Origin of the sequence: Clostridium porci (genome assembly GCF_009696375.1) — a bacterium.
Lineage (GTDB): Bacteria > Bacillota > Clostridia > Lachnospirales > Lachnospiraceae > Enterocloster > Enterocloster porci.
This window is the reverse complement of the sequence record NZ_VUMD01000005.1, coordinates 136,431-151,151: the sequence shown is the minus strand read 5'-3', so window position 1 is coordinate 151,151 and position 14,721 is coordinate 136,431. Positions and strand designations below refer to the sequence as shown.

Here is a 14,721-nt window from a genome sequence, read left to right as displayed (position 1 = left end):
AATATGTTTAAACAATTACAAAAACTTGGGAAAGCATTTATGCTTCCCATCGCAATCCTGCCTGCGGCAGGCCTGCTACTTGGAATCGGAGGCTCCCTGTCCAATCCAACTACTATCGCTGCTTATCCTATTTTAAATGTAGCATGGCTGCAGGCAATATTTCAGATTATGAGTGCAGCCGGCAACATTATTTTTTCGAATTTGTTTTTACTGTTATGCATCGGCCTTTGCGTCGGTCTGGCAAAAAAGGACAAGGGAACTGCGGCTTTAGCAGGCGTAGTAGGCTATTTAGTCATGAATGCTACAACAGCGGCAATGCTGAGTATTTTTAAGCCTGACGGCAATGCGATCGATACCGGCGCCGTGGGCGCAATCGTAGTTGGATGCATCACCGTCTATTTGCATAATCGCTATCGGAATATCCAGCTTCCCTCTGCCCTGGGCTTCTTTGGAGGATCTAGGTTTGTTCCTATTGTTACCGCATTTGCTTCTATCTTTATAGGCGGCGTCTTTTTCCTTATATGGCCGGCATTTCAGGCATTACTGATTTCCAGCGGTGAATTCATTTCAAAGTCAGGCCCCATAGGCACCTTCTTTTACGGATTTTTAATGCGCCTGTGCGGGGCAGTGGGACTCCACCATATGATCTATCCCATGTTCTGGTACACTGAATTAGGAGGAGTTGAATCAGTGGCAGGGCAGATGGTTTCAGGAGCCCAGAAGATATTCTTCGCGCAGCTGGCCGATCCTTCCCACCAGGGTCTGTTTACAGAAGGAACCCGTTTCTTTGCAGGCAGATTTGCAACTATGATGTTTGGACTTCCTGGAGCGGCCCTTGCTATGTACCATAGTGTGGATAAACGTAAAAGAAAAGCTCTGGGAGGCCTCTTCTTAAGCGCGGCTCTCACTTCTTTTATTACTGGAATTACAGAGCCTTTGGAATTTATGTTTTTATTTGCAGCTCCCTTGCTGTATGTTTTCCATTCGTTTTTAGACGGCGTTTCCTTCTTTTTGGCAGATATTTTAAATATCTCCATAGGAAATACCTTTTCAGGCGGTGTAATTGATTTCCTGCTGTTTGGTATTTTACCAGGAAATGATAAAACACATTGGCTATTCGTTCCTGTAATAGGTATCATTTGGTTTTTCCTATACTACGTTAGCTTCCGGTTCTTTATACAAAAATTCAATATTATGACGCCTGGACGTGGAGAGGAAGCAGAGGGAGCGGCAGAAACAGTTACTACAAAAGAATCATTAAAGAAGGATGCGGTTACAATTATAGAGGCATTAGGAACAGCAGATAACATTGAAGATGTGGATGCTTGTATTACCCGCTTAAGAGTAGCAGTAAAAGACAGTTCCAAGGTAGACAAGCAAACCTTAAAACAGCTTGGCGCCATAGACGTATTAGAGGTAAAAGGCGGAATTCAGGCTATATACGGAGCAAAAGCAATCTTATATAAAAATATTATTAATGATTTATTAAATATAGATGACTAATTGTTCTTTGCCCTTTAGAAAGTGCTAATATACTATTGCAATTTTTATAAACGGCCTGCTGAAGAAGTAAATACCAAATTTCTAAATCAATTCTAAACAAAACAGCAAGATCGTCTGTATTGAAATTCAAACGACCCTGCTGTTTTTGTTTTCCTCACTAAGAGTTCCCACTTTGATGAATATGAATCAGACGTATCTTTAAGTCTTACATCAATGACAGATACAGCTTCTTGATGTCCTCCAGAGACGGCTCCTTTGGATTGCCCGGGCGGCAGGCGTCATCCATTGCAGACTGGGACAGGAAATCCACGTCCTCGGGCTTTACTATTTCTTTTAAATTGGCAGGGATGCCTACATCCGCAGACAGCTGCCTTACTGCCTCAACGGCTGCCCTGCGGTACTCCTCCTGGCTCATGGTCTCCACGCCTTTTACGCCCATTGCAACTGCAATGTCCCTAAACTTGGTTCCTGTGCAGGGCGCATTGTATTCCATCACAGTAGGAAGAATAATTGCGTTGGCCACACCGTGAGGTGTATCATAAAGAGCGCCCAGTCCGTGAGCCATAGAGTGAACTATGCCCAGACCACAATTAGAAAAGCCCATACCGGTCAGATACTGACCCAGGGCCATGCCTTCCCTTCCCTCCGGCTCGTTCTCCACTGCCCCCCGCAGGCTGCGTGCAATCACCTCAATGGCCTTTAGGTTGAACATATCGGTCATTTCCCATGCCCCCTTGGTGGTGTAGCCTTCGATTGCGTGGGTAAGGGCGTCCATACCGGTAGCTGCTGTCAGCCCTTTGGGCATGGTGTCCATCATCTCCGGATCTACCACTGCCACTACCGGAATATCATGGGTATCTACACAGACAAACTTACGTTTTTTCTCTACATCCGTAATTACATAATTAATTGTAACTTCGGCAGCAGTACCTGCTGTGGTGGGAACTGCGATAATAGGCACTGACGGATGCTTGGTAGGAGCCACTCCCTCCAGGCTTCTTACATCTTCAAATTCGGGATTGGTAATAATAATGCCGATGGCTTTGGCTGTATCCATAGAAGAGCCGCCGCCGATGGCAATGATATAGTCTGCGCCTGCCGCCTTAAATGCGGCTACTCCTGTCTGCACATTCTCAATGGTCGGGTTCGGCTTAATGTCGGAATAAATTTCATAAGCCAGCCCTGCCTCATCCAGCACACTTGTGACTTTACTGGTCACGTTAAACTTGATCAAATCAGGGTCGGAGCACACAAAGGCTTTCTTAAAGCCTCTGGCCCTTGCCTCATTCGCAATCTCGGCAATGGCCCCAGCGCCATGATAGGATGTCTCATTTAATACGATTCTGTTTGCCATACGATTCTCTCCTTTTCTTATTTATCTTCCCGGACGGCCGGTACTTTAGGTTTTTTCTTTGTTAATATCATAACAACCATAAGGGTAAAATAAAAGTGACAAACATCTGAGTCTGTCACTTTTTATATTTTTTGTGAATATTCACCATTCCAATTGTTTACTATATACAAAACAATCACAGCAGCCTCAGACCTTCAAAGACCTCTGCCAGCTTCGGCGGCATCGCCTCCACTAGCTTGGCTGACATAGCTGACGGGGAATCTCTCATACCTCCCAGCACCCATTTTACTGTCATGTAAACAGAACCCTGACAGTACATCTCAAGGAGGAACCGGATCTCAGAGCTTAAGGGCTGGCTGGTCTTTCTGGCAATCAAATCTGTGTAAAACTGAAGAATCAGTTCAAAATCATGCTCCTTTAAGGAGTTCTGGGCGTCGCAGCGAAAGGCGCCTGTGAAAAACACCTTTTCATTCACCAGAAATTCAAACTTCTGAGCAAGACTCTCTCCAACCGTATGTCCCATGCCAATCTGTTCAAAGGATTGGAGCACCAGCTTGTCAAAATACCAGTTGATTAAATCATATTTGTCCAGAAAGTTCCTGTAAAAGGTCTGCCTTGTAACGCCGCAGCCCTCCACAATCTGTTTCACCGTAATCTTTTCCACCGGCTCTGTCTTCATACACTCCTTCATAGAATCAGCCAGCCTATATTTTGTTTTCTCCTGCCTGCTTATCTCTGCCATGGAATCCCTTCCTTCCTATGGCTTCCATTATACTAAAAATTCAAGACGGCCGCTACCTGTTTTTAAAAATGCTTACCATTGCCCTCCACAGTTTTACAAGCACATTCCACATACGCCTGAGAGGACTTACCTGGGCTTTGGCAGCCTCTGCGTCCGCTGTCTTGGCCGTATCGTCATCCAGGCTGATCTCATCGGTTCTCAGCACAATCTGGAGTGTCTTGGGCGCCCTATTCTTCTCGGATGTAAAGGAAATCTTTTCCGCAGACGGTTCCATAAAAAGAAAGCGGTTCTCTGTGTCGAATTTATCCAGCTCATTGTCCATGGTATCCTTCATGGTACGGCCTGCATGGCGCATGGAGGCCGTGCTGTCCAGAACATTCAGACTTTTATCCAGCAGCTCCATACTTCCCCTCAGGCTGTCTCTAGCTGCCGCATCAAAATCATTGCTGGTATCCTTTAACGTATTCTGCACAATCGTCAGAGTGCTGACGCTGCTATTTAAAGCGTCCGTGGTGCAAGTGACCAGCTCCTTTGTATCGTCCAAGCAGGCCTGAAAATCCGGATAATATACGTCTAAAGAGTCATTTAAGGCGGTAACATCCTCAATGAGCATATCCAGGTTATCTACCAGCTGGCTGCTGTACTTGGCAGCGTCGGAGGTATCAGCCATAAGGCTGGACATAGCCTCTGCCAGCTTTTTGCTTTGACCTGCAATGACCGCTAAAGACTTCCCTTTACCGGTAAGTCCGCTGATAATATCCGCCGCGCTGCCTGCTCCCAGCAGCACAGTCTCTCTCTTTTCTTTTGAAAGAGAGGCCTTTCCCAGCGTCTGGGACGAAGAGGGGATGCTGGCATTCTCGTTGGAGGTATCTGGCACTACATTGCTTTCAGCGCTATCCGAGCTGCTGATCGAGCTCTCATTCGCCGTCTCATTCTCGCTCTTTGCCGGCTCCTGTGCGTCTTTTTCTTCCTCCCTGCTGTTAACGCTGTCTGCTGCCGGTTCCTCCTGCTTCTTTACAGCTTCGTCAGAGACGCCGCCGGTCTCCCGTTCCGAGGTTTCTTCAGCCCCCTTTGAAGTATCCTGGGCCTTACCCTCGATTCCCAGATAATCATCGCTCCAATATACCTCCTCATCCTCATTTGCATCCTCATCCTCCATCTCATCAGCATAATAGAGGCTGTTTGCGCGGAGGCTGGAATTTCTTGCTGATTTTAGGTTCATCATAAATTGATCTTCATTCTGCCGCAGCTTAAAATCCAGCAGTATCAGCTGTTCCATAGCAGACTGAAGCTCAGGCAGAGTTTTGCTTATATCCTCTGAACTGCTCTTAATATTCATGAGCCTGTTATACAGCTTCTGGAGAGGCTCCTGCATGTCTCCCAGCGTATTTACGATGTTGTTCATACTTTCATGAACGACATCGGCGGCATCCTTGGCTGTCTGGAGGTATGGCACCATAGCGCCCATCTGATTGGACATAGCAGTCAGAGCCGCCAGCGCCTGGTCATTACCTGCCAGAATGCTGTCCTTTCCTGCGCTCCATTTCTGACGGGCACGTTCCGCAGAATCCATCCCTGCCTGCACCTGGTTTACGCCCTCTCTCATTCCTTCCACTGATAATGCCATCTGCTCCATACTGTCATAGAGCTGATCCCCTGCTTCCTTCCAGGTATCCTTCGATTCCTTTAGATCCTTAATATGCTCTAGATCCTCTATGGTGCCAGGAACCATAGACAGGATAACACCGGTGGTCTCAAAGCTGTCAGTTCCAATGCGAACGGTAAAGTCCCCCTCCTCTCCAGGAAGGGCGGAAAATATCACTGTTGTCATTGCTCCCAGATTCTGGGTCTGGGACCCATCTGCTTCCACACTATAGCATTTTGACATATCCACAGGAATGGCTGCCATCAGGAGCATATTATTTTGGTAGTAGGGCTTTGCCTTGTCATTGGGCTTTGCCTTAATATTGATTTCCACCAGACCGGAGGCTCCTGCCAGCTTATCCGCATCTGTGGGAACCCCATTTAACTTGTAGGAAACGTCAAACTTCCAGGGAAGCTCCACCTGATCCATATCCATGGTGCACTGGTAGTAAAAGCGTCCCCTCTGATCCTCTGGCATCGTCCATTTTACCAATCCCTCCTCCAGAACAGGCACTGCGTCATTGGTCATATTTTTTACATCCAGGTAGTTTCCGTAATCGATAAATTCTGTCCTTCCGTTGAAATTGCAGCTTTTTACCACATTTACCTTTGTAGCGGCTCCATAGAAGTCCAGGTTCACATACATAGTTTCATCCACATCCACAGCCGCCTCAGCGCCGTATACAGACAGATCTCCTCCTATTCCTGAACAGAGCATCAGAACTGACAGGCTGCCTGCTATGATACGTTTCCATTTATACCTCAATCTATATTTCATCACTGCTCACCTCCGCTGATTCTTTATGTTCCTTTGCAGTTTTTGTGCCGGACATTTTCCTTGCTATCGTTTCCCTGGCTGTCCGCGTCAGAACACGGCGGCGCTCTCTCCGGCGCTTGACATGCCTTTGCAGGCGCTCCCACTCATTGCTGGTAATCATCCGGTCAAAGAGAACCAGAAGCGCCGGAAGCACAGTCAGCACCAGAAGCACGCTAAGCAGCGCACCTCTCCCAATCAAATGGCCCAGATCTCCGATAGCTGCCGTAGAAGATATAAAATGAATGATATACCCTGCCAGAATGATGATGGCGCCCGATGTAAAGATGGACGGGCAGGACAGCATCAATGCCCGAACGCAGGCCTCCTTTCTGGAAAGGCTCCTGCGGCTTGACACATAATTGTTCGTCAGCAAAATGGAATAATCCACCGTCGCTCCCAGTTGAATGCTGCTGACAATAATGTATCCCATAAACACCATGGTCTCCCCCATCAGATAAGGAATGGCCATATTAAGGAAAATTGCCACCTCAATGGGTATCATAACAATCACAGGTATGATAAGGGAGCGGAAACTGAACATAACTACCAGAAATACGCCTGCCAAAGACAGCATATTCACGCGGGCGTTATCCGCCGTAATGGTCGTCTTAATGTCCTGGGTAGAAGGTGTCTCCCCTACCAGAAAGGACTGATCCGGGTAGTATTTTCTTACAATCCCTTCCAACTCATCTGCGCAGCGGAAAGCCTGATCGCTCTCTGTCTTAGTTCGTATGTAAATCAGCATCCTGCAATATTCCTCTGTGTGAAGCTGGCTGGTAACGGAATAAGGAAGAAAGTCTTCCGGTATCCCCTGGGGAAGGGTATCTGAAAGGGATGTAACGCTTTTGACATAGGGCAGCCCATCAATCTCTTCTGACATTGCTTTTTCTGCAACTGGGGAAGTATTAGGATACAACGCCAGCAGCATGTTGCTGCGGCCGAATTTCTCCGCAATCGCCTCATCATCTTCATAGACCTGGGTGCCCTCGCTTGCTCCTACTGCGCTGTTTCCAAAAAGGAAATCGTTCATTCCCTGAGCTACATAGGCAGGGGGAGCCAGAAGCGCTAGGATAATCAGTGACGCATAGCGCATCCTGTAAACCCATTGACTGAATTTGCGAAAGCTGGGCAGGAAAGGACGGTGCCGGGTTTTGGTGTTCCATTTCTCAAATTTCAAAATCATGGCAGGCATAAAGAACACGACGGTAATCAGACTGAAAACAATTCCCTTGGCCAGCACCAATCCCATATCAAAGCCGATGGTAAAGTTCATAAATACAAGAGCCATAAAGCCCACCACCGTAGTCAGGCTGCTAGCAAAAATGGAGTTTATAGCCGCGTCGATCGCTCCAACCATTGCTTCCTCGTCAGGCAGCCCCTTCTGCTTTTCCCTGGAATATGCATCCAGCAAAAAAATGGAATAGTCCATAGAGGTAGCCAGCTGGAGAACCATAGCCACATTGTTGGTCAGAAAGGACACTGTACCGATAAAAATATTGGTTCCCCTATTTAAAAGGATCGCCACACCCATAACCAAAAGAAATAGGACAGGCTCTGACCAGGCGTTTGTGGTAATGCACAGCACCACAAATATCATAATAACCGCAACCGTGAGAATCAGGTGCATCTCACTTTCCACATTTTCTGTCAGAGACTTGTTCTGTACAGCCATACCCACATAGCTGCCCTTGTCTCCTGTTATTGCTTTCATCTCGTCAATAGCCTGAGATGTTTTCTGCGATGTATCCCCTTCCTCAAAGGTGACATCCATCACTGCGCATCCATCCTTATAATAGTCCTCAATATCCTTTTCATTGATAAAATCCTCGCCAGAGTAGATATTTACTATATTGTCACACCAAAGAACCTGATCCACTCCGTCTACGGCCTCCAGCTTATCCTTATATTGCTTGGCCTCATAAAGAGTTACATCCTTTAACATCACTCTGGCCGTACCCGGATATCCAAACTCCTTTTCCATTAAATCCAGACCAATACAGGATTGAGCCGTCTCCGGCAGATACTCCGTCAGGTCATAGTTGACATTGACAAACAGCATTGCGAACAGTGAAAAAAGGCATCCGGCCGCAAATACACCTTCTATCCAGCCCTTCTTATGTATAATAAATCTTGCCAGGCGGCAGGAGATTTTTTCCTTCCTTACTCCTTCCTGCTCATTTACCCTGTCTTTTCTCCCTTTTAACTTGCTTAAGAGTTTCTGTCCCATATCTCATGCTCCTTATGCGGCTGCTTTTCTTTAAAATTCGCTGTTTTTCCCCATACGCTGTACAGATGCTTTAACGCATGAGAATTACCATAAAATAATGCTTTCCCTCCAGCTCCCTGTGCGCCATTCCCAGCTGCCGGTAATATTCCAATGAATAGGCACGGTTGCTTTTGGAAGCGGACCTGCGTCCAGCTTTATCCATTATCTTGTCAAATGCTTCCGATTCATCCTCACAGGCTCTGACGTAGAGCTCCAGCAACGTCCTATTGCGGTAAATTGAGTTGATTCCGGAAAGATACTCCTTTAAATCTCCCTCTCCCGGTATCAGATTGGCTGTGTATCCTTGCTGGATTGCTCCGTCCAGACGGCAAGCCGCCAGCTTGTTCAGATCCATATTCATAGTAAAGCCTGCATAGCGGTCATAGGGGCGGTGCATATCACCATCATATTCATCCTCATCATCCGGATGTGCGTCGAAATACTGTTCCTTCTTTTCCTCGTTCAAACGATCCAGAAGGCCCTGAGCTGTCTCGTCATAGCAACCTGCGTCATAAGCGCCTCCTCCGGTATTCGGCACCCAGAAGGCAGACGCCAGGGCGCCATCAGACGTGAATTGGTAACATCCTGTATCCAGATTCAGCTCTCCCAGGTTCATAGCCCCGTCCTGATGAAAATAGTACCAATCTCCATCAATCTCTCTCCACCCAGTAACCATTAAACCGTTATCATCCATGTAATAGGTTCTTCCGCCATCTGTAAGCCAGCCATGATGAAGAGAGCCGTCCCTTTCCTGCCAGTACCAGCCACTGCTGCTTTGATGCCAGCCCGGATTACATGAAGCCTGTGTGCCAAAACTTTGAGTACAGCTAGGGAAGTCCCGCTGATCCCTCTGAGGTTTGTTGCTTTCCACCCCACTAGCCCCAGGCTGAAAACCGGCGCTCTGCTCTGCAGCCCACGCAGCCCCAGCTTCCATATTCCCCAGTCCTTCGACGACAGACAGGATAACTGCAGCTACCATTGCTTTCATTTTTTTATTGACCATTCTTTCATCTCCCGACAGTTTATAGTCTATTAGTTATATTTTGTGCATTTATATTGCTCGTATTTATTAATTGACATTTGTTGATTTATTGACTATAATGGATTATACTAAGAGAAAGCCAAAGATACAATGATTAATTTTGCGACAAATGATTATTAATATACATTTTTTATTTTTTTGTTTATTATATAATTATTAAAAAAATGTAAAATCAATAAGATGAACGGGCCAATGGCCCCCTATGTCCTGTCTGAAATTTGCGTTCTCAGAAAGTAAATGATAGATTGCAGGAGGTAATTTTCAGGCATGCCATAGCCTTATATCAAAAACAAAGGAGGCACATCAGATGAGCGCAGAGGCAGTAGACCGCAGAGTACGAAAAACCAGAAAGCAGCTTAGGGAATGTCTTATATCGCTGTTAAAGCAAAAGAAGGTACAGGATATAACCGTCCGTGAGCTGACTGACATGGCAGATTTAAACCGAGGAACCTTTTATCTTCATTATAAGGATGTCTATGACCTGCTGGAAAAGACAGAGACGGAGCTCCAGACAGATTTTTATGAGCTTTTGCAAAAGCACGACGCCAAGGATTTACAGCAGCGTCCGGCTGTCCTCTTTGAAGAAATCTATACCTTAGTTTATAACAATGCCGATCTCATTGAAATACTTTTGGGGGAAAACGGAGATTTAAATTTTGTGAATCGCCTGAAACAGCTGATTCAGGAAAAATGCATCCACGACTGGATGGAGATATTCCGCACAGACAATCCCCTTGTATTTGACGCTTTCTGTTCCTTTATTGTATCCGGCTGCGTAGGTTTGGTTCAACATTGGCTCAAATCAGGCTTAAAAGAAGCTCCTGGGGAAATGGCAGGACTAACCGAGGTATTTATCACAAAAGGAATTAATGTACTGGAAGGTAAGCCTAACCTGTGATAAAATGTCTATGCAGGCAAGGGCAGCATAAGAAGCACTATCCCTGTAAGCACCACATGAAACGCCCGTAAGGAGGGCGCTGGAAAGGCAGAGGTACATAAATGGAATTTCAAACTACTAAGACTCAACTGTCGCAGAGAGCTACGGTTCGCATAAAAAAGGGGATGGGCCGTTCCTTAAAGGCAGGAGGGGCCTGGATATACGATAATGAAATCGATATCATCACCGGGTCTTTTACGAACGGAGATCTGGCACTTATAGAAGATTATGACGGCTTTCCTCTGGGTACAGGCTTTATTAACACCTGCTCAAAGCTCACCGTACGAATGATGTCCAGAAAAAAGGATGCGGTAATAGACGAGGCATTTATCGAAATGCGGGTACGCAATGCCTGGGAATACAGAAAGGCAGTGACGGACACCTCCAGCTGCCGCCTTATCTTCGCAGAAGCTGATTTTCTTCCTGGCATGATCGTTGACAAGTTTTCCGATGTGCTGGTGGTGGAATCTCTGGCGCTGGGCATTGACCGGTTTAAGCAAATGATTGTGGAAAAGCTGAAGAAGGTTCTTGCGGAGGACGGCGTTATCATACGGGGTGTGTATGAACGCAGTGATGCTAAGGTACGGCTTCAGGAGGGGATGGAGCGTTATAAGGGCTTTATCGGAGAGCCCTTCGTAACCAAGGTGGAGATTATGGAAAACGGCGTCCGCTATCTGGTAGATGTGGAGGACGGTCAGAAAACAGGTTTCTTTCTAGATCAGAAGTATAACCGGCTGGCTGTCCAAAATCTCTGCCGGCGCATCCGTCCGGATCGGGTGCTGGACTGCTTTACCCACACCGGCTCCTTTGCGTTAAATGCAGGGCTGGCAGGCTCCAGGGAGGTTCTAGGTATAGATGCCTCCCGTCTGGCTGTAGACCAGGCTGCTGAAAATGCCGCATTAAACGATCTCCAGAACCGGGTACATTTTCAATGCGCCGATGTCTTTGACCTCCTTCCCGGTCTGGAGCAGAAGGGAGAGACATTTGACGTAGTGATATTAGATCCGCCGGCATTTACCAAATCCCGGAATTCCGTCAGAAATGCTATAAAGGGCTACCGTGAGATAAACCGCCGGGGAATGAAGCTTGTAAAGGACGGCGGCTATCTTGCCACCTGCTCCTGCTCCCATTTCCTAACTCCGGATCTATTTTCGAAAACCATTCGGGAAGCCGCCGGCAATGCGCACAAAAGGCTTCGCCAGATCGAATACCGTACTCAGGCCAGTGACCATCCAATCCTTTGGTCTGCGGACGAAAGCTATTATCTGAAGTTCTTCATTTTCCAGGTATGTGAGGAACCATAAACCTTAAATATGCAGGAACAACATGATTTTATGCAGATTGTATACTGACCCGGATCGGTTGGCAACATGCCGCCCAGAAAAATATAACATTAACGGCTTTAACTATTAACAAAAAGCAGGAAATCTTTGATAGGCTTCCTGCTTCATAACGTTATTTGAGAAAATACCACTTAATTTCTTTGGGATAATAAATATCAGATTCAATTATCATTATACTTCACATTTAATCCGATATACAAACCTATACTTATCTAAAATTGTTAAGCCCGTAACGTCCCCTTCCCAAAGCCCTTTCATTAAAGCAGAACATACTTAAGCACAAACAGTACAGCCAGAATATACATCAAAAGGCTTATCTTCTTCTCCTTGGCGCGCCCTGACAGAAGATTAATCACTACATAAGAAATAACTCCCATAGCGATCCCCTCGGAAATACTGTACATAAACGGCATTGCAATAATACAGATATAGGATGGCAAAGCTTCCGTCAGGCCTGAAAAGTCAATCTTCGTAATCGACGTAATCATCAGAAAGCCTACGATGATCAAAGCTGGAGCTGTCGCAAAGGAAGGAATTGCAAGGAAAATAGGCGACAGAAACAGGGACAGACCGAACAAAACGGCTGCTACCACTGCCGTAAGCCCTGTTCTTCCTCCTTCCGCCACGCCGGAAGCGCTCTCTACAAAGGTTGTGGTCGTAGAGGTGCCGAATACAGCTCCCACCGTGGTTCCTATGGCATCAGAGAGCAGGGCGCCTCTAAGCTTCGGAAGCTTTCCGTCCTTATCCAGCATATCTGCCTTGGAGGCAACTCCAATCAGGGTTCCCAGCGTGTCAAACATATCCACAAATAAAAAGGCAAACATAATCATCAAAAAATCCAGGGACAAAAGACCGCTAAAATCCATCTTAAAGAGAGTAGGAGACATGCTTGGAATATGCAGACCCCCTGAGAAGTCAGGCAGTACACTGAACATTCCCAACTCCGCATTGGGCTGATACAGTCCTGTCAGTTCACAAATAATTCCTAAAAGCCAGGTAATAAGGATACCCCACAAAATATTTCCCTTTACCTCCTTCACGACTAAAATGGAAGTAATCAGAACTCCAAGCAAGGCTAATATTACGGTAATTCCTATGGAATTGAAGGTCCCTGCCTCTATTGCGCCCTTAAAGGAAAACATAGATACCAGCGTTGTGCTTCCAACTACGATCTTCGCATTCTGAAGACCGATAAAGGCGATAAAAAGACCGATTCCAGCCGACACTGCATGCTTTAAATTCATGGGGATCGCATTGAAAACCGCTTCACGCACATTGGTCAGCGAAAGCGCGATGAATACGATACCCTCCACAAATACGGCTGCCAAAGCCATCTGCCATGTATAGCCCATCTGAAGAACTACCGTATATGCAAAGTAAGCATTCAATCCCATACCAGGCGCAAGAACAAAGGGATAGTTTGCTAATGCAGCCATCAGCAGGGTTGCAGCTAGGGACGCCAGGGCTGTGGCTGTAAAAACCGCTCCCCTGTCCATTCCAGTTTCACTTAAAATATTGGGATTTACTGCCAGAATATACGCCATAGTCATAAACGTGGTAATACCGGCAATTACTTCCGTTCTCACGTCCGTCCTGTTCTCCGACAGATGAAATATCTTCTCTAAAAATCCCTGATTTGCTTTATTCTCCATACTTCGTGCCTCCTTGGTTTCATACTACGGTTTCTACTTGCATAGAAAGAACCCGGCCCCCCTTACCGCTCTTTCATCATGCTCCCTGCCCAATTTTAAAATACCTTCTTTCCCGCCACATACTTGGCTTCTATATGGCGCTCGTCTGCCAGGTAGATGAACCGCTCCAAACGCTCCTGCAGGCTCAAAGGCTGGGGATGCCTAAGACCGCTGTCATTTAGCACCAGCGCGTCAAACTCATAATCCGCCTCAAAGCTTCCCACCTTTCCGAAGAAGGAGCCGCCTCCTTTCGTACCAAGGTAAAATGCCTCCGTAAAAGTAAGGGGCTTTAAGCTCTCATCCTGCAGCCTCCATCTTAGCTTTGACACCTGAATGGCATCGGCCATGGCACGAAAAACAGAAGCGCTGCTTCCTCCTGCCACATCAGTCCCAAGCCCCACCTTAAGCCCCTGATCCAGATACCGCCTTACGGGAGCAATCCCTGAGGAAAGGTTGGTGTTGGACTGGGGACAATGAGCCACATATACCCCTCTCTCTCTCAGCCGCTCCGTCTCCTCTTCACCGGACCACACACAGTGCGCCATGATGGTTTTTACATCACCGCCGAACAGACCGAAGTGATCGTAGACATCGCCGTAGCATTCCGACCAGGGACAAAGCTCTTTCACCCAGGCGATTTCTCCCATATTCTCTGAAAGATGGGACTGAACCGGAAGTCCGTACTGCTCCTGAATCCCCTTTAGTTTCTCCATCAGCTCATCGGTGCAGGTGGGAATAAATCTGGGTGTAAGGATAGGCCGGGTATTCCTGTATCTGCCCTTTATCTCCTCCAGCCAGAGCCGGGTCTCCTTAATGGATGCCTCAGCACTCTCCTCCACCAGAAAGTCAGGACAATTCCGATCCATATTCACCTTTCCCACCATGGTCTTAAGGCCTGTAGCCTCCATTAAATCCATCAGCTTCACCGTAGCCTCCCTGTGAAGGGTTCCGAAAATACAGGCTCTCGTGGTTCCGCCACGTTTTATGTCATCTGCAAAAATCCTATATGCTTTTCCTGCATACTCCCTGTCGCTATACCTGGCTTCTTCAGGAAAGGTTCGAGTGTTCAGCCAGTCCAGAAGCTCCAGATCCATGCCAAGACCTCTAAAGGGATACTGGGGGGCATGGATATGAAGGTCTGTAAGACCTGGAACAATCATTCTGTCTCCATAATCCATCAATGGAAACCCGGCATATATCTGCGGAAGCTCTTTATATACCCCTGCCGATCTGCCGTCCTCACAAACCAAATATCCCTGCTCCATACACTCCAGCCTATCGGCGTTATGACTGTAACAGATATTGCCCTTCAGCACAAATTTTTCTTCCATATGCTCCTCCTGTCTTTATATTTCCTCGGACAGCGACAAGCCTGAGCTTTT

10 protein-coding genes are annotated in these 14,721 nt (G+C 46.8%); 3 read left to right on the top strand and 7 right to left on the bottom strand.

The genetic code is table 11. From position 1 onward, the window contains the following. Positions 1–3: 3 nt before the first annotated feature. Positions 4–1,503, top strand: coding sequence for a PTS transporter subunit EIIC (locus FYJ39_RS07265; RefSeq protein ID WP_154471799.1), 1,500 nt, complete (start codon positions 4–6; stop codon positions 1,501–1,503). Between the two features lie 205 nt (positions 1,504–1,708). Here FYJ39_RS07265 and fucO read toward each other — a convergent pair whose 3' ends face one another. From fucO to FYJ39_RS07240, 5 genes are all read right to left on the bottom strand, one after another. Beyond that, complete coding sequence (fucO, locus tag FYJ39_RS07260) at positions 1,709–2,857, bottom strand: lactaldehyde reductase (RefSeq protein WP_154471798.1); 1,149 nt, start codon at positions 2,855–2,857, stop codon at positions 1,709–1,711. 175 nt (positions 2,858–3,032) lie between these two features. Beyond that, on the bottom strand, positions 3,033–3,599 hold the full coding sequence (locus FYJ39_RS07255) for a TetR/AcrR family transcriptional regulator C-terminal domain-containing protein (RefSeq protein ID WP_154471797.1): 567 nt from the start codon (positions 3,597–3,599) through the stop codon (positions 3,033–3,035). Positions 3,600–3,651: 52 nt separating this feature from the next. Further along, a complete protein-coding gene (locus FYJ39_RS07250) occupies positions 3,652–6,021 on the bottom strand; it encodes a methyl-accepting chemotaxis protein (protein ID WP_407923832.1) in 2,370 nt (789 codons plus the stop codon). Then, the gene (locus FYJ39_RS07245; protein ID WP_154471796.1) at positions 6,011–8,287 is read right to left on the bottom strand and encodes an efflux RND transporter permease subunit; all 2,277 of its coding nucleotides are present in this window, start codon (positions 8,285–8,287) and stop codon (positions 6,011–6,013) included. The genes FYJ39_RS07250 and FYJ39_RS07245 overlap by 11 nt, the downstream gene beginning before the upstream one ends. Before the next feature lie 70 nt (positions 8,288–8,357). Beyond that, positions 8,358–9,329, bottom strand: a complete 972-nt coding sequence (locus tag FYJ39_RS07240) for a hypothetical protein (protein ID WP_235919764.1) — start codon at positions 9,327–9,329, stop codon at positions 8,358–8,360. Between the two features lie 346 nt (positions 9,330–9,675). Here FYJ39_RS07240 and FYJ39_RS07235 point away from each other — a divergent pair, with 346 nt between their 5' ends. Both FYJ39_RS07235 and FYJ39_RS07230 read left to right on the top strand, forming a co-directional pair. Next, positions 9,676–10,266 carry a TetR/AcrR family transcriptional regulator gene (locus FYJ39_RS07235; protein ID WP_154471795.1) on the top strand — a complete coding sequence of 197 codons (591 nt, stop codon included), beginning with the start codon at positions 9,676–9,678 and terminating at the stop codon, positions 10,264–10,266. Between the two features lie 101 nt (positions 10,267–10,367). Beyond that, positions 10,368–11,609 (top strand): class I SAM-dependent rRNA methyltransferase, encoded by a 1,242-nt coding sequence (locus FYJ39_RS07230; protein ID WP_154471794.1) that lies wholly within the window; start codon positions 10,368–10,370, stop codon positions 11,607–11,609. Between the two features lie 296 nt (positions 11,610–11,905). Here the strand turns inward: FYJ39_RS07230 and FYJ39_RS07225 are convergent, their stop codons facing one another. Both FYJ39_RS07225 and FYJ39_RS07220 read right to left on the bottom strand, forming a co-directional pair. Further along, the gene (locus FYJ39_RS07225; RefSeq protein ID WP_154471793.1) at positions 11,906–13,300 is read right to left on the bottom strand and encodes an NCS2 family permease; all 1,395 of its coding nucleotides are present in this window, start codon (positions 13,298–13,300) and stop codon (positions 11,906–11,908) included. A 95-nt stretch (positions 13,301–13,395) separates the two neighbouring features. Then, on the bottom strand, positions 13,396–14,670 hold the full coding sequence (locus tag FYJ39_RS07220) for an amidohydrolase family protein (RefSeq protein ID WP_154471792.1): 1,275 nt from the start codon (positions 14,668–14,670) through the stop codon (positions 13,396–13,398). Between the last annotated feature and the right edge of the window lie 51 nt (positions 14,671–14,721).

What these genes read in the sequence shown, in the direction of transcription:
- FYJ39_RS07265 (WP_154471799.1), top strand. Translation starts at nt 4, where the DNA reads ATGTTTAAACAATTACAAAAACTTGGGAAAGCATTTATGCTTCCCATC.
- fucO (WP_154471798.1), bottom strand. Translation starts at nt 2,857, where the DNA reads ATGGCAAACAGAATCGTATTAAATGAGACATCCTATCATGGCGCTGGG.
- FYJ39_RS07255 (WP_154471797.1), bottom strand. Translation starts at nt 3,599, where the DNA reads ATGGCAGAGATAAGCAGGCAGGAGAAAACAAAATATAGGCTGGCTGAT.
- FYJ39_RS07250 (WP_407923832.1), bottom strand. Translation starts at nt 6,021, where the DNA reads ATGAAATATAGATTGAGGTATAAATGGAAACGTATCATAGCAGGCAGC.
- FYJ39_RS07245 (WP_154471796.1), bottom strand. Translation starts at nt 8,287, where the DNA reads ATGGGACAGAAACTCTTAAGCAAGTTAAAAGGGAGAAAAGACAGGGTA.
- FYJ39_RS07240 (WP_235919764.1), bottom strand. Translation starts at nt 9,329, where the DNA reads ATGGTCAATAAAAAAATGAAAGCAATGGTAGCTGCAGTTATCCTGTCT.
- FYJ39_RS07235 (WP_154471795.1), top strand. Translation starts at nt 9,676, where the DNA reads ATGAGCGCAGAGGCAGTAGACCGCAGAGTACGAAAAACCAGAAAGCAG.
- FYJ39_RS07230 (WP_154471794.1), top strand. Translation starts at nt 10,368, where the DNA reads ATGGAATTTCAAACTACTAAGACTCAACTGTCGCAGAGAGCTACGGTT.
- FYJ39_RS07225 (WP_154471793.1), bottom strand. Translation starts at nt 13,300, where the DNA reads ATGGAGAATAAAGCAAATCAGGGATTTTTAGAGAAGATATTTCATCTG.
- FYJ39_RS07220 (WP_154471792.1), bottom strand. Translation starts at nt 14,670, where the DNA reads ATGGAAGAAAAATTTGTGCTGAAGGGCAATATCTGTTACAGTCATAAC.